This window comes from Pseudomonas paraversuta, from assembly GCF_904067025.1.
Taxonomy (GTDB): Bacteria; Pseudomonadota; Gammaproteobacteria; order Pseudomonadales; family Pseudomonadaceae; genus Aquipseudomonas; species Aquipseudomonas paraversuta.
Window position 1 is genome coordinate 3,909,049 of record NZ_CAJFDA010000001.1, and the last position, 19,847, is coordinate 3,928,895.

Here is a 19,847-nt window from a genome sequence, read left to right on the forward strand (position 1 = left end):
GTCATTTGGCAAATATCTCCAGCAAGCGTGGCGCAATCATGTCCAAGGGGCGAATTTCAACCGCGGCATCGATGGCGGCTGCCGCTTTGGGCATGCCATACACCGAACTGCTCAGTTGATCCTGGGCGATGGTGAGAAAACCTTGCTGGCGCATGAGTTTGAGCCCTTGAGCCCCGTCACGCCCCATGCCGGTCAACAAAACACCCACCGCATCACCATGCCAGTGCCTGGCAACACTTTCAAAAAATACATCGATCGAGGGCCGATAAATCTCGTTTACCGGCTCGGCGGTATAGGCCAGGGTGCCGTTCTTCAACAACCGGATGTGGTGGTTGGTCCCGGCCAGCAGAGCCGTCCCCGCCTGTGGCGTCTCACCGTGTCGCGCCAGGCGCACGTCCAGACCGCACGAGCTGCTCAACCACTCGGCCATCCCGGCCGCAAAGACTTGATCAACATGCTGGACCAGCACAATGGCCGCCGCAAAGTTCCTCGGTAGCCCCTTGAGCAGGCTTTCGAGGGCGGCCGGGCCGCCTGCCGACGAACCGATAGCCACCAGCCCGCCCCGAAAACCCGAGATCCGGGGCTGGGCAGAAACCGGGGTGACGCTTTTTTCACTTTGCCCGATCAACCAGCCAATATTGAGGATCTTGCGCAGCAAGGGCGCGGCCGCTTCCCTGGGGTTACTTCCTCCCAGCACGGGAGTGTCCACTACATCCATCGCGCCAAAGCCCATGGCCTCGAACACGCGATGGACATTCTGTTCACGGTCAACCGTCACTATGACGATGGCGCACGGGGTTTCAGCCATGATCCGCCGCGTAGCCTCGACGCCGTCCATCACCGGCATGATCAGGTCCATCAGGATCAGGTCCGGGGTGTTCTCGGCACAGCGTTGCACGGCTTCCAGGCCGTTGGCGGCCACCCAGAGCACTTGATGGGCAGGCTCGTAAGCCAGCGCCCGGCGCAAGGCTTCAACTGCCATGGGCATGTCGTTAACGATGGCAATTTTCATGGTTGAGCTCCTCCAATGAGCTCAACCACTGCATCAAGCAGAGCATCGTCATGGAAACTGGCTTTCGCTAGATAATAGTCGGCCCCGGCATCCAGTCCGCGCCGGCGGTCCTCTTCCCGATCTTTATACGAAACCACCATCACCGGCATTGATTGCAAACGGTTGTCACGTCGTAACAGCGTGACCAGTTCGATGCCATCCATGCGCGGCATATCGATGTCGGTGATCAATAAATCGAAGTGCTCGGCCCGCAAGGCGTTCCAGCCGTCCATGCCATCAACGGCCACGGCCACTTCGTAGCCCCGGTTGATCAGCAGTTTGCGCTGCAACTCGCGTACCGTCAGCGAGTCATCCACCACCAGAATGCGTTTGCGGGTCAGTTGCGCGGCGTGGCGGTTACGCCGGTCAATTCGCTCCAGACGCCCGGTATTGAGCAGTTTGTCCACAGATCGCAGCATGTCTTCGACATCCACAATCAGTACCGCAGACCCGTCGTCGAGCAAGGCTCCGGCCGAAATATCCTGCACCTTGCCCAGGCGCGGATCGAGGGGCAGTACCACCAGCGTGCGCTCACCGATAAAACGCTCGACGGCCACGCCATACACCACATCACGCTCGCGAATGACCACCACCTTGAGGGTTTCATCCTCGCTCTGGCTTGGAGGGCGCTGCAACAGCTGGCTGGCAGCCACCAGCCCCACGTGCTGCCCTTCGTGCCAGAAATGCTGGCGACCTTCGAGCTGCACGATTTCATCGGGCATCAAGTCGCGCATGCGCTCGATGTGCGCCAGTGGAAAGGCATAGGCTTCGTCGGCCACTTCAACCACCAGGCTGCGTACCACGGACAGGGTCAGCGGCACTTCCAGACTGAAACGACTGCCCTGCCCCGAAGTCTGCTCCAGGACGATTGCGCCCCGCAGCAGGCGCACCATGTGTTGCACCGCATCCAGCCCGACGCCGCGTCCGGAGACTTCGGTCACGGTGTCGCGCAGGCTGAAGCCCGGCAGAAAGAGAAAGGCCAGCAGTTCCTCTTCGCTCAGCTGTGCCACGGTGGAAGCCGTCGACAACTGGCGCTCGACGATGGTCTGGCGTAAACGTTCAAGATCAACACCCGCGCCGTCATCACTCAACTGCAGCGCCAGCAAACCCGCCTGATGGGAGATGCGCAAACGAATCAGGCCTTCGGCAGGTTTGCCGGCCAGCAGCCGCTGTTCCGGCGTTTCAATCCCGTGATCGACGGCATTGCGCAGCAAATGGATGAGCGGCGCTTCGAGTTTTTCCAGTACATCACGGTCGACCTGGGTTTTCTCGCCATCGATTTCAAGGCGGATCTGTTTGCCCAGGGCGCGCCCCAAATCACGGACCATGCGCTCCTGACCGACCAGCACATCGGCAAATGGCCGCATGCGGCACGCCAGCGCGGTGTCGTACAGCGATTGCGCGCGCTGGCCGGCCTGCCAGCCAAATTCGTCGAGTTCGGCAGTCTGTTCACTCAGCAAATGCTGGGACTCAGCCAGTATCCGCCGCGCATCAGTCAAGGCCTCTTGCGCTTCATGGCTCAGATCCAGCACTTTGAGCTGGTCGCGCAGGTAGTCCAATGCTTTCAGACCGCTGTTTTGCATGCGTTTGAGGCGCTGCAACGTCACCAGATAGGGCTTGAGCCGCTGGGTTTCGACCAATGACTTGCTGGACAGATCGAGCAAACTGTTGAGCCGCTCGGCGGTGACCCGCAACACCCGTTCGCCAGTATCAGTACGGCGCCGGGACCGAAGACCAGGCTCCGGAGCGGTGTCAGCCTCCAGCGCCAGCTCAACCACAGGCACGGCCGGCTCCGGGGGCAGCAACAGCTGCGACACGTCGAACGCCGGGGGCGCCACCGAGACATGGCTGTCGCCGCCATCAAGCAAGCGGTTCATCAGCCCGACATAGGCATCAATGTCGGCCGGGCCGACATTGGCACTGCCTGGTGTGGCAATACGCATCAACAAGTCAGTGCCCTGCAACAAGGCATCAATATGCTCGGGCTGCAGGTACAGACGGCCTTCCTGGGCACTGACCAGGCAATCCTCCATGACATGGGAAACGCTGACCCCGGCATCCACGCCGACAATTCTCGCCGCCCCCTTGAGGGAGTGGGCCGCGCGCATGCAGGCTTCGAGCTGGTCGGCCTGAGTCGGGTTACGCTCCAGCGCCAACAGGCCGGCATTCAGGACCTGGGTCTGGGCCTCGGCCTCAAGACTGAACAACTCAAGCAACGAGGCGTCACGCATTTGCTCGGGGGTCATGTCAGGCTCCGGGCGATCGCGCCCAGTAATTGCTCTTCGTCCAGCAAGCGCAGGCTGCGGGTTTTCCATAGCAATACGCCACGGGTGTACTTGGCACTGGCCTGCTCGCCCGAGAGTGACGCGCCATTCAAAACAGACTCTTCAATGTTGTGGATGCCATCCACTTCATCCACTGGCAATACCACTGCCCCGCCTTGTGCGGCCAGGATCAGCATGCGCGGCATGATCCGCAGCGATGCCGGCCCCGCCAATGTCGGGTCCAGGCCCAGTAGCTCGACCAGGGACAAACAGGGCACCAGGGCGCCGCGCACATTGGCGACCCCCAACAGCGCACGTGAACGCTGGTGCGGCAGTGAATGGATCGACTGCAGCGGGGCCACTTCATCCAGATAGCGCGTCGCCAGTCCCAGCCATTCATCCCCCAGACGAAAGATCATCAGCGAGCGGGTCGCCACTTTTCGCTCAAGCTCCCGGGGGGAGTATTGGGCCACATGTTCCTGCTCAAACGAGTAGCGGTCCAGCAAGCGGGTGGCCGCAGCCGAATACACCGAGCAGTTACGACAATGGATATGTTCAGCCAGCAGCGCACAGGATTTATCGCCGAAGATGCCGATACGGTTCCAGCAGTCATCAATGTCCTGCGCTTCGGAGTGGATCAAGTTCTGGGCTGTTAAACCGCTCATTGTTTACGCTCACTGTGAACGGATCGCTCATTACGGGCCGCGCGCTCCTGCAAGCGTTGAGCGCCTGTTACATCACCCTGTGAGGCCAGCAAGGCCGCCAGGTGTGCCAGGGCTTCTGCATGCTGGGGCTCCAGGTACAACGCCTTGCGATAAAACCCCTGGGCCTGGGCCGTCTGGCCCTGGACGTCACTGAGCAAACCCAGCCAGTAATAGCCCTGGGCCTGCGGGCCATGCAATTGCAGTAATTGCTCGCAGGCAGCACGGGCCTCGCTGCTCTTGCCGGCATTGGCCAGCAGCGCAATTTGTTCAAGCAGGGCCTTGGGCTCAGCAGCCTGCGAGTCCGTTTGGCGCGGGGCCAAGGACTGGGGGCGCGGGGCAAATGGCCGGATGACCGGTGGCGCCGCTGGCGGTTGCGGACGGACCAGCGGCTTGAATTCGGCCAGCACCGGGCGGGCCGCGGGTAATGGCTCGTGGCTATGGCAAAAAGCAAACGACTGCGGCGCACCGATCGAGCGCATGCCCATCCGGCCCAGCAGGCTGCCCTCGGCCGGACCGATAAACAGCACGCCATCGGTACGGGTCAATTGCTTGAGCACATCCAGTGCCTGCTGCTGGGTTTTAAGGTCGAAATAGATCAGCAGGTTGCGACAAAACACAAAATCATAGGGTGGGTAACTGGCCAGCAGGGCCGGGTCCAGCAAGTTACCGACGTGAAAACTGACCTGCTCGCAGACCCTGCTCGACAGTTGATAAGCGTCGTCCACAAGGCTGAAATAGCGCTCACGGAAATCCGTTTGCTGCCCGCGAAATGAGTTTTTTCCGTACCGCGCAGACTGAGCCCGCTGCACCGAAAGCGGGCTGACATCCAGCGCGTCCACCTTGAATTGATACGCGGCAAAACCGGCATCAAACAGCGCCATTGCAATCGAATAGGGCTCTTCACCGGTTGAACAGGGCAGGCTCAAGATACGCAGGGTCCGGCGACTGCCGATTTCGGCCAGGCGCTTTCTGGCCAGGCGCCCCAGGGTGGAAAATGATTCGGGGTAACGGAAGAACCAGGTTTCGGGCACGATCACCGATTCGATCAGGGCTTGCTGTTCATCCTGGGAGCTGATCAAACGCTGCCAGTAATCATCATGGTCAAGCATGTTCAACGCCATGCAGCGCTGACGAACAGCACGTTCGATGATGGCCGGACCTACTGAAGCCACATCCAGACCGATGCATTTCTTCAAAAAATCGAAAAACCGCTGATCGGCATTCATGGGTACACCTGTGGGCCGGTGTCATCCGGGTGCGCGGCGAAGATCAGCGCAGAAACCGCCGGGCTCAGCAGTTCATCGATACTGATCCATTGCACAAGCCCATGCTGGTCACTGCGCACGGGGCCCAGATACGGCGCATCGCGGTTATCCAGGCCATAGGGCTGAAAGTCCGCGGGGTTGCAGCGCAACGTGTCGCTGGCCTGCTCAAGCATCAAACCCAGTACTTGCCCGCGATAGTTGACCAGCACCAGCCGGGTGCTGGTGCGGGCCACAGCGGCCTGGCCGAACGTCATGGCGCTGATATCGATCACCGGCACCACCTGCCCGCGATGGGTAAACACGCCAGCCACCCATGCCGGGGCATGGGCAATAGGTTTTAGCGGGAGAAGCGGCAGCACTTCGACCACATCGGTGGCCGGCAAGGCATAACGTTCATCGCCGATATGAAACACCAGGAACAGGCGATTGTTCGGCGCTCCCCCACCGCTGGATTTGGCCCGAGGATCGCTCATCAGACTTTAAAACGCGAAACGCCGCTGCGCAGCCCGACGGCAACCTGGCTGAGCTCATCGATCGCAAAGCTGGCCTGACGCAGAGACTCGACGGTCTGGCTGCTGGCATCCCCCAGTTGTACCAGTGCAAGGTTGATCTGCTCCGCGCCTGTGGCCTGGGCCTGCATGCCCTCATTGACCATCAGCACCCGCGGGGCCAACGCTTGAACCTGATGGATGATCTGCGATAGCTGCTCACCCACCTGGGTCACTTCGAACATGCCGCGGCGGACTTCTTCCGAAAATTTGTCCATGCCCATTACGCCAGCCGAGACCGCTGACTGAATCTCGCGCACCATCTGTTCGATATCGTAAGTGGCCACGGCGGTCTGATCGGCCAAGCGGCGGACTTCAGTGGCGACCACGGCGAAGCCACGGCCATACTCACCGGCCTTCTCTGCTTCGATGGCAGCGTTCAGAGACAACAGGTTGGTCTGGTCGGCCACTTTAACGATGGTCACTACCACCTGGTTAATGTTGCCGGCCTTCTCGTTAAGGATCGCCAGTTTGGCGTTGACCAGATCGGCGGCGCCCATGACCTGATGCATGGTTTCTTCCATGCGCGCCAGACCCTGCTGCCCGGAGCCGGCCAGGATCGACGCCTGATCGGCAGCCGAGGTGACTTCGGTCATGGTGCGTACCAGATCACGGGAAGTGGCTGCGATTTCGCGGGAAGTCGCGCCAATTTCCGTGGTGGTGGCCGCAGTTTCAGTCGCGGTGGCTTGTTGCTGCTTGGAGGTCGCGGCAATTTCGGTGACCGAGGTGGTGACCTGTACCGAGGAGCGCTGGGCTTGTGACACCAAAGAGGTCAGCTCGGTCATCATGTCGTTGAAGCCGGTTTCTACCGCGCCGAACTCGTCTTTACGCTCCAGGTTCAGGCGCGAACTCAGGTCACCGGAACGCATCACTTCCAGAATCGAAACAATACGTTTCATGGGCGACATGATCGCTTGTAGCAACAGATAGCCGCAGAGGGCGGCGGCGAGTACGGCAATCAGCAGCGAGACCAGCATGCTGACTTTGGCGGTCATGACTGAATGAGCAATGTTTTCGGTGGCTTCGGAAGCCGAGGAGCGATTGGCGTCAATTACGCTGTTGAGCTGTTTGCGTCCAGCCATCCAGGCCGGCGCCAATTGCTCGGTGACCATGGTATGGGCCTGGGCGAATTGCTTGGCCTGGTACAGCTCAAGCACGTTCGCCAGAATCTGCGCGTATTGCTGATGCAGCCGCTCAAACTCATCGAACGCGGCGCGATCGTTTTTATCGAAAATGGTGCCGCGATAGTTCTCCAGCTCAAGCTTCAGGCGTTCTTCGTAGCTGGCGTACAGTTTGCGGTCTTCATTGTTCAGGTCGCGCTGGTCGGACGAGCCCACCAGTTGCAGGGTCAAGACGTAACTGTCCACCCAGGCACTGCGAATCATCGAGCTGTAATAGACCCCGGGAATCGAGTCGGCCCGGACTGTCTCTTCGCTGCTTTCGATTGAAAGCAGGCGAGAATAAGCCGCGACGACCATCAACAACATGATGGCGATGATTACCGCAAAGCTCGCCAAAATGCGTTGGCGCAACGTCCAGTTCTTCACAGTCAATCCTCGGGGAGCCATTCAAATGATGGGGAGTATAGCCGAGGGTACGCGAGGATTCGTATGGGCGCTGAGACTGATCTCACAGCAATCTGCAAAAATATTCATAAAGCTGCAGGAGCGAGCTTGATCGCGAGCTGTCCGGCATTTGAAAATGCCCGCTCCTGCAGTAAAGGGTTACTCCGCCGCCTGTTTAACCTGGGACTCCAGCTCAGCCTTCAGGCCCGGATCGAGCTTGAGTTGCTTGGCCAGTTCTTGCAGATAGGCCTTTTCCATAAAGCTCTCTTCATCCACCAGCAGCAGGCTGGCGATGTACATTTCGGCAGCGATTTCCGGGGTGCTGGCAGCACTCGCCACTTCAGCCGGGTCCAGTGGCTTGTCAATTTCGGTTTTCAGCCATTGCTGCAGGGCCGGGTCACCGTCCAGCTTGCTGAACTCGCCATCAATCAGCTGGCGCTCACGTTCGTCGATATGACCATCAGCTTTGGCCGCTGCAACCAGCGCCTTGAGAATCGCCTGGCTGTGTTGCTCTACCTGCTGGGGCGCTACCCGGTCGATCGTCTGCGGTTCTGTTTGCGGCGCTGTACCCTGGTTGGCCTGCCAGTTGCCGTAGGCTTTGTAGGCCAGTACCCCCAACGCGGCCAGACCGCCATAGCTCAGGGCCTGCCCGCCATATTTGCGGGCACTCTTGTTGCCCAGCAACATCCCCAGCACGCCTGCCGCCAGCGCACCGCCACCGGCACCTGAAAGCAACCCGCCCAACCCGCCGGAGCCTCCCAGCAGGCCGCCCAGTCCACCTTTGTCTGAGCCGGAGGGGGTGCTTTGCCCCGCGGTTTTATTCTGCAACATCTGTTGACCGGACTTGAGCAACTGATCGAGCAATCCACGCGTATTCATTAAACACCTCTCGTAAATGGGTGGCAGGGGAGAATCTCAGTCGCGCAGATCCGACTCGTGTATCGGTTGGTCGCGGTGAGTGGCACGCTGGTACTGGGCTGGCCAAATCGCCTTCTGGCCGCCCAGATCATCGTCGGCGTGCAGCGGCCAGTAGGGGTCACGCAATAGCTCGCGGGCCAGCAGGATCAAATCGGCCTGACCGGTACGCAGAATATGTTCTGCCTGAGCCGGCTCGGTAATCATGCCTACAGTGCCGGTGGCGATGCCTGCCTCTTTGCGTACACGCTCGGCAAAACGGGTTTGATACCCCGGCCCGACCGGAATCTCGGCATTGGCGGCGGTGCCCCCCGAAGACACATCCACCAGATCGACCCCCAGCGCTTTGAGGCGCAGCGCCAGCTCCACGGTTTCGTCCGGGTTCCAGCCATCTTCCACCCAGTCGGTCGCCGATACCCGGACAAACAGCGGCAGCTCTTCAGGCCAGATGTCACGTACGGCCTTGGTGACTTGCAGCACCAGGCGAATACGGTTGTCGAAGGAGCCACCGTACTGGTCGCGCCGTTGATTGCTCAGCGGGGACAGGAATTGATGCAGCAGGTAGCCATGGGCAGCGTGAATTTCAACCACCGAGAAACCAGCCACAAGTGCCCGCCTGGCGGCATCGACAAAGGCTTGAATCAGGTCGTTGATCTGGGCTTCGTCGAGCTGGGTCGGGGCAGTGTGCCGCGGGTCAAAGGCTATGGGCGAAGGACCGACCGGCACCCAGCCGCCCTCTTCCACTTTGACGCTGCCCTGCTTGCCCAGCCAGGGACGATAGGTGCTGGCCTTGCGCCCGGCATGGGCCAGCTGAATACCGGCCACGGCACCCTGGGCCCGGATAAAGCGGGTAATGCGCTGCAGGGGCTCGATCTGTTCGTCGTTCCACAAGCCAAGGTCCTGCGCGGTGATACGCCCGTCAGGGGTTACCGCCACAGCTTCAGTAAAAACCAGACCGGCGCCGCCAACAGCACGGCTGCCCAGATGCACCAGATGCCAGTCATTGGCCAGCCCGTCAACGCTGGAGTATTGACACATTGGCGAGACCGCAATGCGGTTGAGAAGGGTCAGTTGACGCAGGGTATAGGGCTCTAGCAGCAGACTCATGGGTCACCTCTAATGACAGTGGGCAGGCTCCAGGGAACAAGCGTACCTAGAGCCTAGTCGACAACCCTGCAAGAGGTGGGGTTCATCTTTTGTACAGATTGCGGGAGCTGGCTTGCCAGCTCCCGCAAGGGTTGAGCGCCGGGGTTAACGCGGTTCGATGTGGGCAATCATCAGTTGTACGGTTTCGTTGCCGCGAAATTCGTTGAGGTCGAGTTTATAGGCCAGTTCAACCCAGCGAATGGTCGGATTCGGCCACACTTCGCGGTCAACTCCGAAGGCAATGCCGTCCAGCTTGACGCTGCCGCACTCGGTTTTGAGCACCACTTTCAAGTGGCGCTCCCCGACAATTCGCTGCTCCACCAACTGAAACACCCCATGAAACAGCGGCTCGGGGAAGTGCTGCCCCCATGGCCCGGCATTGCGCAGGGCCCGCGCCAGTTCCAGATGGAACTCTTCTACCGCCAGACTGCCGTCCGACATCAATCGCCCCGTCAGGTCTTCTTCACGCAGTTGACGCCGCACTTCGGCATCGAACGCACGGGAAAACACCGCGAAGTTCGCTTCGGGCAGGGTCAGGCCTGCGGCCATAGCGTGGCCGCCGTATTTACTGATCAGGTCCGGGTGCTGGGCAGCCACCACGCTGAGCGCATCGCGGATATGAAAGCCCGCCACCGAACGACCGGAGCCCTTGAGCATGCCGTCACCCGCATCGGCAAACGCGAACGTCGGGCGGAAGTAACGCTCCTTGAGGCGCGAAGCCAGAATCCCGATCACCCCCTGGTGCCACTCCGGATCGAACAGGCACAAACCAAACGGCATGCTTTCAACCGGCAGCTCCTTGAGTTGGGCCAGCGCTTCACGCTGCATGCCTTGCTCAATGGACTTGCGATCCTGGTTCATTTCGTCGAGCTGCGCGGCCATTTCCCGCGCGGCATTGGCGTCGTCGGTGAGCAGGCATTCGATACCCAGGCTCATGTCGTCCAGACGACCGGCGGCATTCAGGCGCGGCCCAAGAATAAATCCAAGATCGGTGGAGGTAATACGCGAGTGGTCACGCTTGGCCACTTCAAGAATGGCCTTGAGCCCCGGCCGCGCACGCCCGGCCCGAATGCGTTCGAGCCCCTGATGCACCAGAATCCGGTTGTTGGCGTCCAGCGGCACCACGTCCGCCACGCTGCCCAGGGCCACCAGGTCCAGCAGCTCGGCAATGTTTGGCGCCTTGCTGTTTTGATACCAGCCCAGACTGTTCAGGCGAGCACGCAAAGCGATCAGCACATAGAAGATCACCCCGACACCCGCCAGTGCCTTGCTCGGAAACTCGCAGCCCGGCTGGTTGGGATTGACGATGGCATCAGCCGCCGGCAGCTCGTTGCCCGGCAAGTGGTGGTCGGTGACCAGAACGCTCAACCCGGCCTCTTTCGCCGCTGCCACACCCTCGATACTGGAGATGCCGTTGTCGACGGTGATCAGCAACTGTGGCGTGCGGGTCAATGCGACTTTGACGATTTCCGGGGTCAGGCCGTAGCCATATTCGAAACGGTTAGGCACCAGGTAATCGACATGGGCCGCGCCCAGCAGACGCAAACCGAGCATGCCGACGGTACTGGCCGTGGCGCCGTCGGCGTCAAAGTCTCCGACTATCAGGATGCGCTGGCGCTGTTCAAGGGCCACCACCAGCAAATCCACGGCGGCATCGATGCCCTTGAGCTGCTGATACGGAATCAGCCGCGCCAGGCTCTTGTCCAGTTCCGCTTGCGACTGCACGCCACGGGCGGCGTAAAGACGCGTCAGCAATGTCGGCATTTCGCCCAGAAAAGGCAGGATTTCGGGCAGTGGACGAGGTTCGATGCGCATAAGCTGGATGGAGGCTCTTATTGAAAAATGTACTTGTACAGGTCGCTTGAAAACGTCGCGAGCGAAGGCAAGACAAGGCAAAAGCAGGCGAGGACGCGCAGTTTACGGGGTGAAAATGAGCAGTCCGGGCCTGCCTTTAACGCAGTATTGTCGAGCGCAGCAGTTTTCATGTGCTCTGTTAACCGCGATCGCCCTGCAGCCACTGCAACTGGACTTCGTGCTGGCCGCGATCGTCGGTCACGAAAATCGTGCCTTCGCTGATCATCACGTCCCACTTGATAACGCGCGGCATGTCTTTGGCCAGGACTTCAAGAATCTCTTGCGGAACGGCCGCGATATTGACGTTCTTCAGGTTCTTGATGGCCGGGATCACTTTGCCTTCCCAAACGCGCAGGCTGCCATAGGCCAGCAGACTGGTGCGTTCAGTACGGCGCGAACACCAGGTCAGACGATCGGCATCGGGCTGGCCGACTTCGATCCAGTGCAGAACGCGGTCGTCCAGGCTTTTTTCCCACAGTGCCGGCTCGTCGACATCCGAAAGACCACGACCAAAAGCCAGCTGCTCGTTGTACCAGAAGGCATACGCCAGAAGACGCACGGTCATGCGTTCTTCAGTTTCAGACGGGTGACGGGCGATGGTCTGCTTGACGCTTTCATACACCCCGCGATCGAGATCGGTGAGATTCAGTTCAAACTTGTAAGTCGTGGACGGCTGGGCCATGAACGGGCTTCTTGATACGGAGAAAGGCGCCAAGTCTAACCGATACACCCCCTCCTGCGCTCAATTCAACTGTAAGGGCACGCTTGTGCAAGAGGGCTAAACGCACAGATAAGACAGGTGCTGCCACCTATGTTAAAAGGCTCTACTCGCTCGCCCTGGACAAGGACTACCCATGCCACTCGCCACCAAACCCCTTTCAGGCCTCAAAGTCGTCGAACTGGGTACCCTGATAGCGGGGCCTTTTGCGTCGCGCATCTGCGCCGAATTTGGCGCCCAGGTGATCAAGGTTGAATCCCCCGACGGCGGTGATCCGCTGCGCAAATGGCGCAAGCTGTACGAAGGTACCTCGTTGTGGTGGTTCGTCCAGGCCCGCAACAAAAAATCCCTGACCTTGAACCTCAAGCATCCTGACGGCCTCAACGTGCTCAAGGCATTGCTGGCAGACGCCGATATCCTGATCGAGAACTTCCGCCCCGGGGTTCTGGAAAAACTCGGCCTGGGCTGGGATGTACTGCATGCCCTGAACCCGAAGCTGGTGATGGTGCGCCTCTCGGGCTTTGGCCAGACAGGGCCGATGAAAGACCAGCCGGGGTTTGGTGCCGTCGGTGAATCCATGGGCGGGCTGCGGTATATCACCGGCTTTGAGGATCGCCCTCCGGTACGTACCGGCATTTCCATTGGTGACTCGATTGCCGCGCTGTGGGGTGTGATTGGCGCCCTGATGGCGTTGCGTCATCGCGAGGTTAACGGCGGCCAGGGGCAAGTGGTTGACGTCGCACTGTACGAGGCGATTTTCGCAATGATGGAAAGCATGGTGCCCGAGTTCGATGTGTTCGGTTTTATTCGCGAGCGCACCGGCAATATCATGCCCGGCATTACCCCCTCCTCGATCCACACCAGCCAGGACGGCAAGCACGTACAAATTGGCGCCAACGGCGATGCCATCTTCAAACGGTTCATGCTCATCATCGGCCGGGATGACCTGGCCAATGACCCTGAACTTGCCGGCAACGACGGACGCGACGCCCGCCGTGACGAGCTGTACGGCGTGATTGATCGCTGGGTGGCCTCATTGCCGCTGCAGACCGTGCTCGAACAACTGAGCTCTGCCCAGGTCCCGGCCAGTCGCATTTTTTCGGCAGAAGACATGTTCACCGACCCGCAATTTCTGGCCCGTGAAATGTTTCTGCAAGCCAAACTGCCTGACGGTAAAGACTTCAAGATGCCGGGGATCGTACCGCGGCTATCCGAGACCCCGGGTTCCGCCGACTGGGTGGGCCCGGAGCTGGGTGCACACAATCATGAAGTGCTGAGCGGTTTGGGCTACGACGCTGCAGCCATCGCTGAGCTCAAGCTGGCAGGTGCCATTTGACCGGTGATTGTTAGTTGCTACGGGAAAAGATCAGCACCATGACCCGGCACTCAGAGTGGCGCGGCATTTGCGCAGGTCTGGTCACGCTGGCATTGCTTGCCTGGCCCCCAGAGACTCTGGCGGCACCAAAGCTCATCTGGTTGATGCGCGATCTGCCGCCATTGACGGTGCGCGATGGCCCGCAAAAAGGTCAGGGGCTCATTGACCAGCTGATGCCCGCATTGATGACAGGCATGCCGCAATATCAGCACGTCATCTTGCCGGTCAATCGGGCCCGGGCCATTCGGATGCTCGAAGAAGCTTCGCTGGCCTGCGACCCGGCACTGGTATGGAACCCCAGGCGCGCCCACTCAATTGTCTATTCCAGCCCGGTCATCGGCTTGCATGGCAATGGCCTGGTGATTCGACGCGAAGATCAAAAACTGATTGAGCCCTTTGTCCGCGACAAGGCGGTAGACCTGACGGCCATGCTCGACGCTCAAACCTTGAAGCTCGGCGTCATCGCCAAGCGCAGCTACGGACCATGGATTGATGCTCAAGTGTCACAGGGCCGCAAACACCAGCTCTTCATCCACTACGGCAACGATCCCCTGGGCAGTTTGCTGCACATGCAGAGTGCCGGCCGGGTTCAGGCACTGCTGGGCTATTGGCCGGAGATTCAATCCAAGGCAAGACAACAAGGGCTCAATCCTGAGTCGCTGATTTTCTACCGCATCCTCGGTGCCCCCGCCTACCAGCCCATTTACATCGGCTGTACCAATACCCCTGAAGGGCGCGAAGTCATTCGCAGAGTCAACGCCATACTGGCTGATCGGCCATGAGGGACTGCCCGCCCCGGCGGGGATATGCCCCGGGGCCGGCCACACCGGCGACTGCCAGAACCCCGGGACGGCCAGGGGCAATGACAAAAAAAGCACAAAAAAAATCCCGGGCAGTGGGGAGACAACCCGGGATTTAACAAGGTCATGAAGACCCACTCAACAGGCTACAAGCATCGGAGCAATAAGCTTGATCCTGTTGATGCTGAATCTGACATAGCACCTGCGGGAAAGGTTCCCCGGCATATGCAATCAATTCGCACTATCAAGCCCCGGCCACTGCGCGGCTCTGCTGATAGGAGTCCAGCAAAAGCCCCAAGCCGGTTACAGTCACCGGCTTGGGCAAATATCCCAACACCCTGAGACCATCCTTGCGGGCTGTGCTTACCGCACTTTCCAGGACATGGGACTCGGCCCCGCCGACAAAAATCAGTGCCGGCGCCTCAGGTTTGGCGGACATTTCATGGATCAGCTGCAGTGCGTCGGCGGCTTCCAGATACAAATCACAAATGGCCACATCGATGGCCCCGCGCCTGGCCAGCGAGCCCCGGGCAGACTCTAGGTTGTCAGCCGCCAGGACATCGAATATGTGATAGGCATTCAACATCTGATGCAACGACATCAGCTGGAAAGGGTTGTCGTCAACAATCAAAACTTTCAGGGAGCGCATCATGGGCCTTTGGAGCATAACGCGTACTTGGCGCAGGGGAGTCGACTCTAGAGCGGATGGCCAGCAATAAACATCGGATGATTCCTAAATACCGACAGGAAACTTCTTGGTGGCAGACCGGGCCGGCAGCACGTTATCGGCCACAAATAAAAAAGCCCGTCAAATGACGGGCTTCAACATACGCAAGACTTAGAGTGGCTTGCCGCGATTGCCATGCTGGCTGACAAAAGCTTGTACGGCTTTCAAGTCATTGGTCAGAACGGTGTAGCGCTCTTCCCGCGCAAACAGATCAGCAAGATGCGCTGGTAGCTCAAGCGCCTTCCCGACACCGGCCTTTTCTACCGCATCAGGAAACTTGACCGGATGCGCAGTGCCCAGAATAACCATCGGAATATCCAGGCTGCGACGGCACTCACGGGCGGCCTTGACCCCGATAGCGGTATGCGGGTCCAGCACTTCGCCAGTTTCGGCAAACACCTGGGCGATGGTTTCGCAGGTTTGCTCATCATCGACTGCCAGCGAATCGAACAAACGACGCGCTTCGGTCCAGCGATCATCTTCAACGCTGAAGTTGCCGGTTTGCTTGAAGGCTTCCATCAGACCCGCAACTGCCGCGCCATTACGGCCGTGCAGATCGAACAGCAGGCGTTCGAAGTTGGAGGACACCATGATGTCCATCGACGGCGACAGGGTCGCGTGCAGGGTGTCCTTGGCGTACTGATTGCCGCTCATGAAGCGGTGCAGAATGTCGTTACGGTTGGTGGCAACGATCAACTGATTGATCGGCAAACCCATGTTGCGCGCCAGGTAGCCGGCAAAAATATCGCCGAAGTTACCGGTAGGCACCGAGAACGAAACCGAGCGATGCGGGCCGCCCAGTTGCAGGGCTGCGTGGAAGTAGTAAACGATCTGGGCCATGATCCGCGCCCAGTTGATCGAGTTCACTGCCACCAGGCGTGTGCCCTTGAGGAAGTCCTGATCGGCAAAGCTGGCCTTAACCATCTCCTGGCAGTCATCGAAGTTGCCTTCGATGGCGATGTTGTGGATGTTGTCGCCGAACAGCGTGGTCATCTGGCGACGCTGTACCTCGGACACCCGGTTGTTGGGGTGCAGGATAAAGATGTCGACGTTTTCGCAGTGCTTGCAGCCTTCAATGGCCGCAGACCCGGTGTCTCCGGAAGTAGCGCCGACAATAACCACGCGCTCGCCACGTTTTTCCAGCACATAGTCGAGCAAGCGTCCGAGCAGTTGCAGGGCAAAGTCCTTGAACGCCAGCGTAGGACCATGGAACAGCTCCAGGACCCACTCGTTGCCATTGAGCTGGCGCAGTGGTGCTACAGCTGCGTGGGAAAACGCGCCGTAGGTCTCTTCGAGAATCTTTTTGAAATCGGCGTCAGGAATGCTGCCGGTGACAAACGGGCGCATGACCCGAAAAGCCAGTTCGTGATACGGCAGGCCGGCCCAGGAAGCGATTTCTTCCTGGGTAAAGCGCGGCAGGTTTTCCGGTACGTACAAACCGCCGTCGCTGGCCAGACCGGCCAGCAGGACATCTTCAAAGTTCAGGGCCGGTGCCTGGCCACGGGTGCTGATATAGCGCATGGTTTCAAACCTTCGGTTTGAGCGGCAAGCCGTCTGGCGACAAGCTGCAAGTAAAAGCGCATTGGCTTGACTTGCAGCCTGCAGCCTGGCGCTTGCCGCTGCTTAATTAAATAAGATGCTCAACGCGGATGCGAACCACCGGACCCACAACGCCCTGCAGTGCTTCAAGCGCTGCGATCGCATCGTTCATGTGCTGCTCGAGCACACGGTGGGTCAGCAGAATCATCGGCACCAGACCGTCATGTTCTTCAACTTCTTTCTGCATGATCGATTCGATGTTGATCCCGCGCTCCGACAAGATGCTGGCCACCTGGGCCAGTACGCCCGGATGGTCCTTGGCCTGAATGCGCAGGTAATAAGCGCTTTCGCAGGCTTCGATTGGCAGAATCGGGTGATCGGACAGCGAATCCGGCTGGAAGGCCAGGTGCGGGACGCGATTCTCGGGATCGGAGGTCATCGCACGCACCACGTCCACCAGGTCTGCCACCACCGACGAAGCGGTTGGCTCCATGCCGGCTCCGGCGCCGTAGAACAGGGTTGAGCCTGCTGCGTCACCATTGACCATGACTGCGTTCATTACACCGTTGACGTTGGCAAGCAAACGGTCAGCCGGGATCAGTGTCGGGTGCACCCGCAACTCGATACCGCTGGCAGTACTGCGTGCCACACCCAGGTGCTTGATGCGATAGCCCAGCGCCTCGGCGTAATTCACGTCAGCCGTGGTCAGCTTGGTGATGCCTTCGGTGTAGGCCTTGTCGAATTGCAGCGGGATGCCGAACGCAATCGAAGCCAGAATCGTCAATTTGTGTGCGGCGTCGATGCCTTCGACGTCAAACGTCGGATCGGCTTCGGCGTAACCCAGGGCCTGGGCTTCAGTCAGCACGTCTTCAAAGGTGCGACCCTTCTCACGCATCTCGGTGAGGATAAAGTTGCCCGTACCGTTGATGATGCCCGCAACCCAGTTGATGCGGTTGGCCGACAGGCCTTCACGGATGGCCTTGATCACCGGAATCCCGCCAGCAACTGCCGCTTCGAACGCAACGATCACGCCCTTCTCTTGTGCCCGGGCAAAAATTTCGTTGCCGTGAACCGCAATCAGCGCCTTGTTGGCAGTAACCACGTGCTTGCCGTTTTCGATGGCCAGGAGTACGAGTTCGCGAGCGATGGTGTAACCACCAATCAGCTCGATAACGATGTCGATCTCAGGGTTGGTCGCAACAGCGAATACATCGTTGGTAATGGGGGTACCGGTAATGTCGCACTGAGGGTTTGGCGTACGCATGGCAATTTGCGCAACCTGGATACCACGCCCGGCACGGCGGGCAATCTCCTCGGCGTTACGCTTTAGTACGTTGAAGGTGCCGCCACCGACGGTCCCGAGCCCACAGATACCTACTTTGACCGGATTCACGCTGAACTCCCCATAAAACGGCCGACTCAAGGTCGGCCGTGGAAAACAACCGTGGACTGCCACGGTTCTCTATTAATAGCCGGGCCACTGAACCGCCCCGCCATGATCGTCAAAGGCTTACCGTGACGATGCAGGATTATTTAACACTGAGTGCCAGCTTGCCAACCTGCGCAGCAGGCTGATAGCCCGGAATGACCTGGCCATCTGCCAAAACAATCGCCGGCGTACCATTTACACCAATGGACTGGCCCATGGCGAACTGTTTGGCAACCGGATTGGCACATTTAGGCGCCTCTACCGTCTTGCCATCCGTCATCTTGTCCATGGCAGCTTTCTTGTCCGTGGAACACCAGACCGCCTGCAGTTGCTTGTCACCCGGCGAGCCAAGGCCCTGACGCGGGAAAGCAACATAGCGCACTTCAATCCCCATTTTGTTCAGTTCAGGGATTTCGGCGTGCAATTTGTGGCAGTACGGACAAGTGGTGTCGGTAAAGACCGTGATATGCGACTTGGTTTCACCGATTGCCGGGTAAACCACGGTTTCTGCCACCGGGATACCATTGATCAACTTGGCGACGCCAATGCGTTCGGCCTGCTCGGTCAGATTGACCGGCTTGCCGTCCTTGAGCTGAAACATATAGCCCTGGACGATGAACTGTCCATCGGCACTGGCATACAGCACGCGACTGCCCTTGAGTTTGACTTCGTACAGGCCGGCCATTGGGCTGGCGCTGATGCTCTCGACCGGAACATCCAGTTGCAGCGTTTCCAGGCTCTTGCGAATCGCTTGTTCGGCACCGCTATCGGCAAAAGAAAAGGTACTGACCAACGCAATGGCTGCGGCGGCAAAAATTCGGGTCACGCGCATGGGAACTCCTGAGGGCGGACAAGCGGCCAAACCGGAAAATCACGATCTGAAAAAAAGGATTCCGGCGGCGCGCTTTATTAACCGGCAAAGCCTACCACAGTTGGCTTGCGTGGCCGACTCCAGCCGACGCAAGCATCTATAAACAGCTCAGCCACGGGGGTGATGAAGGGCATGCATTTCTTGCAGGCGGGCACGCGCCACATGGGTGTAAATCTGGGTGGTGGACAGATCACTATGGCCCAGCAGCATCTGCACCACCCGCAAATCGGCACCATGGTTGAGCAAGTGGGTCGCGAAGGCGTGACGCAAGGTGTGGGGCGACAGGGATTTGTCGATCCCGGCCACTTGAGCCTGATGCTTGATACGGTGCCAGAAGGTCTGACGGGTCATTTGCTCACCGCGCTGACTGGGGAACATGACATCGCTGGGGCGGCCGTTAAGCAGCTCATGGCGGGCATCGCGCATGTAGCGCTCAACCCAGACAATCGCCTCCTCCCCCATTGGCACCAGCCGCTCCTTGCTGCCCTTGCCCATTACCCGCAACACCCCTTGACGCAGGTTGACCTGTTCCAGAGTCAGGCTGATCAACTCGGTAACCCGCAGGCCGCAGGCATAAAGCACCTCGAGCATCGCCCGGTCACGCTGACCAATGGCTTCTGCCAGATCCGGGGCGGCGAGCAACGCCTCGACATCCGCCTCTGACAGGGACTTGGGCAGCGGCCTGCCCAACTGCGGCATATCGACCTGCAAGGTCGGATCGACTGCAATCAGCTTTTCGCGCAATAAATAGCGATAGAAGCCACGGGCTCCGGAAAGAAAACGCGCTGTGGAGCGAGGCTTGTAACCCTGCTCCAGGCGCCATGCCAAGTGATCCAGAATCAGCTCGCGGCCGGCACCGGCCAGCTCAAGACCGCGCTCCTGCAACCAGCCATTGAATAACGCCAAATCGCTGCGATAAGCGTCACGGGTGTTGTCCGACAGCCCCTTTTCCAGCCAAAGGGCATCCAGGAAACGGTCGATAAGTGGATTGTCTATAGCAGGCATTGGCGCTCGAAAAGCGCAGCCCGCAGGCCGCGCATAAATAAAAGGTGAACTACAAAAGTGGCCGCTAGTCT

At 59.4% G+C, this 19,847-nt stretch carries 17 protein-coding genes; 2 read left to right on the top strand and 15 right to left on the bottom strand.

Translation table 11 applies throughout. The annotated features are described in order from the left end of the window. Position 1: 1 nt before the first annotated feature. The 10 genes from cheB to JQ848_RS17800 all read right to left on the bottom strand — a co-directional run bounded on the left by cheB (position 2) and on the right by JQ848_RS17800 (position 11,994). Entirely contained in the window at positions 2-1,012 is a 1,011-nt protein-coding gene (cheB, locus tag JQ848_RS17755; protein ID WP_003440321.1) for a chemotaxis response regulator protein-glutamate methylesterase, read from the bottom strand. Continuing rightward, a complete protein-coding gene (locus JQ848_RS17760) occupies positions 1,009-3,297 on the bottom strand; it encodes a hybrid sensor histidine kinase/response regulator (RefSeq protein WP_202210989.1) in 2,289 nt (762 codons plus the stop codon). Before JQ848_RS17760 ends, cheB begins: the two co-directional genes overlap by 4 nt. After that, positions 3,294-3,980, bottom strand: coding sequence for a chemotaxis protein CheW (locus tag JQ848_RS17765; RefSeq protein ID WP_003440318.1), 687 nt, complete (start codon positions 3,978-3,980; stop codon positions 3,294-3,296). Before JQ848_RS17765 ends, JQ848_RS17760 begins: the two co-directional genes overlap by 4 nt. Beyond that, on the bottom strand, positions 3,977-5,245 hold the full coding sequence (locus JQ848_RS17770) for a CheR family methyltransferase (protein WP_127196022.1): 1,269 nt from the start codon (positions 5,243-5,245) through the stop codon (positions 3,977-3,979). Before JQ848_RS17770 ends, JQ848_RS17765 begins: the two co-directional genes overlap by 4 nt. Then, positions 5,242-5,757 carry a chemotaxis protein CheW gene (locus JQ848_RS17775; RefSeq protein WP_003440313.1) on the bottom strand — a complete coding sequence of 172 codons (516 nt, stop codon included), beginning with the start codon at positions 5,755-5,757 and terminating at the stop codon, positions 5,242-5,244. The genes JQ848_RS17770 and JQ848_RS17775 overlap by 4 nt, the downstream gene beginning before the upstream one ends. Beyond that, on the bottom strand, positions 5,757-7,379 hold the full coding sequence (locus tag JQ848_RS17780; protein WP_202210990.1) for a methyl-accepting chemotaxis protein: 1,623 nt from the start codon (positions 7,377-7,379) through the stop codon (positions 5,757-5,759). Before JQ848_RS17780 ends, JQ848_RS17775 begins: the two co-directional genes overlap by 1 nt. A 177-nt stretch (positions 7,380-7,556) precedes the next feature. Next, entirely contained in the window at positions 7,557-8,276 is a 720-nt protein-coding gene (locus JQ848_RS17785) for a tellurite resistance TerB family protein (protein WP_010655980.1), read from the bottom strand. 36 nt (positions 8,277-8,312) lie between these two features. Beyond that, on the bottom strand, positions 8,313-9,419 hold the full coding sequence (locus JQ848_RS17790; RefSeq protein WP_003440303.1) for an NADH:flavin oxidoreductase/NADH oxidase: 1,107 nt from the start codon (positions 9,417-9,419) through the stop codon (positions 8,313-8,315). A 144-nt stretch (positions 9,420-9,563) separates the two neighbouring features. Continuing rightward, entirely contained in the window at positions 9,564-11,273 is a 1,710-nt protein-coding gene (gene recJ / locus JQ848_RS17795) for a single-stranded-DNA-specific exonuclease RecJ (protein WP_003440300.1), read from the bottom strand. 178 nt (positions 11,274-11,451) lie between these two features. Beyond that, positions 11,452-11,994 carry a YaeQ family protein gene (locus tag JQ848_RS17800; protein ID WP_003440298.1) on the bottom strand — a complete coding sequence of 181 codons (543 nt, stop codon included), beginning with the start codon at positions 11,992-11,994 and terminating at the stop codon, positions 11,452-11,454. A gap of 172 nt (positions 11,995-12,166) precedes the next feature. Here JQ848_RS17800 and JQ848_RS17805 point away from each other — a divergent pair, with 172 nt between their 5' ends. Together JQ848_RS17805 and JQ848_RS17810 are read left to right on the top strand one after the other, a co-directional pair. Then, entirely contained in the window at positions 12,167-13,366 is a 1,200-nt protein-coding gene (locus JQ848_RS17805; RefSeq protein WP_003440296.1) for a CaiB/BaiF CoA transferase family protein, read from the top strand. Positions 13,367-13,404: 38 nt separating this feature from the next. Further along, the gene (locus JQ848_RS17810) at positions 13,405-14,187 is read left to right on the top strand and encodes a TIGR02285 family protein (protein WP_161717984.1); all 783 of its coding nucleotides are present in this window, start codon (positions 13,405-13,407) and stop codon (positions 14,185-14,187) included. 262 nt (positions 14,188-14,449) lie between these two features. On the opposite strand, the gene JQ848_RS17815 is transcribed toward JQ848_RS17810, so the two are convergent. From JQ848_RS17815 to xerD, 5 genes are all read right to left on the bottom strand, one after another. After that, positions 14,450-14,872 carry a response regulator gene (locus tag JQ848_RS17815; RefSeq protein ID WP_232286842.1) on the bottom strand — a complete coding sequence of 141 codons (423 nt, stop codon included), beginning with the start codon at positions 14,870-14,872 and terminating at the stop codon, positions 14,450-14,452. Between the two features lie 171 nt (positions 14,873-15,043). Then, positions 15,044-16,453 (bottom strand): threonine synthase, encoded by a 1,410-nt coding sequence (thrC, locus tag JQ848_RS17820; RefSeq protein WP_202210991.1) that lies wholly within the window; start codon positions 16,451-16,453, stop codon positions 15,044-15,046. 106 nt (positions 16,454-16,559) lie between these two features. Next, the gene (locus tag JQ848_RS17825) at positions 16,560-17,864 is read right to left on the bottom strand and encodes a homoserine dehydrogenase (RefSeq protein ID WP_003440289.1); all 1,305 of its coding nucleotides are present in this window, start codon (positions 17,862-17,864) and stop codon (positions 16,560-16,562) included. Between the two features lie 136 nt (positions 17,865-18,000). After that, positions 18,001-18,732, bottom strand: a complete 732-nt coding sequence (locus tag JQ848_RS17830) for a thioredoxin fold domain-containing protein (protein WP_003440287.1) — start codon at positions 18,730-18,732, stop codon at positions 18,001-18,003. 147 nt (positions 18,733-18,879) lie between these two features. Then, entirely contained in the window at positions 18,880-19,776 is an 897-nt protein-coding gene (gene xerD / locus JQ848_RS17835) for a site-specific tyrosine recombinase XerD (RefSeq protein WP_003440282.1), read from the bottom strand. Positions 19,777-19,847: the final 71 nt, after the last annotated feature.

Coding starts and splice junctions, on each gene's coding strand:
- JQ848_RS17765 (WP_003440318.1), bottom strand. CDS start 3,980: ATGAGCGGTTTAACAGCCCAGAACTTGATCCACTCCGAAGCGCAGGAC.
- JQ848_RS17815 (WP_232286842.1), bottom strand. CDS start 14,872: ATGCTCCAAAGGCCCATGATGCGCTCCCTGAAAGTTTTGATTGTTGAC.
- JQ848_RS17805 (WP_003440296.1), top strand. CDS start 12,167: ATGCCACTCGCCACCAAACCCCTTTCAGGCCTCAAAGTCGTCGAACTG.
- JQ848_RS17790 (WP_003440303.1), bottom strand. CDS start 9,419: ATGAGTCTGCTGCTAGAGCCCTATACCCTGCGTCAACTGACCCTTCTC.
- JQ848_RS17810 (WP_161717984.1), top strand. CDS start 13,405: ATGACCCGGCACTCAGAGTGGCGCGGCATTTGCGCAGGTCTGGTCACG.
- cheB (WP_003440321.1), bottom strand. CDS start 1,012: ATGAAAATTGCCATCGTTAACGACATGCCCATGGCAGTTGAAGCCTTG.
- JQ848_RS17800 (WP_003440298.1), bottom strand. CDS start 11,994: ATGGCCCAGCCGTCCACGACTTACAAGTTTGAACTGAATCTCACCGAT.
- JQ848_RS17785 (WP_010655980.1), bottom strand. CDS start 8,276: ATGAATACGCGTGGATTGCTCGATCAGTTGCTCAAGTCCGGTCAACAG.
- recJ (WP_003440300.1), bottom strand. CDS start 11,273: ATGCGCATCGAACCTCGTCCACTGCCCGAAATCCTGCCTTTTCTGGGC.
- xerD (WP_003440282.1), bottom strand. CDS start 19,776: ATGCCTGCTATAGACAATCCACTTATCGACCGTTTCCTGGATGCCCTT.
- JQ848_RS17775 (WP_003440313.1), bottom strand. CDS start 5,757: ATGAGCGATCCTCGGGCCAAATCCAGCGGTGGGGGAGCGCCGAACAAT.
- JQ848_RS17770 (WP_127196022.1), bottom strand. CDS start 5,245: ATGAATGCCGATCAGCGGTTTTTCGATTTTTTGAAGAAATGCATCGGT.
- JQ848_RS17760 (WP_202210989.1), bottom strand. CDS start 3,297: ATGACCCCCGAGCAAATGCGTGACGCCTCGTTGCTTGAGTTGTTCAGT.
- JQ848_RS17830 (WP_003440287.1), bottom strand. CDS start 18,732: ATGCGCGTGACCCGAATTTTTGCCGCCGCAGCCATTGCGTTGGTCAGT.
- thrC (WP_202210991.1), bottom strand. CDS start 16,453: ATGCGCTATATCAGCACCCGTGGCCAGGCACCGGCCCTGAACTTTGAA.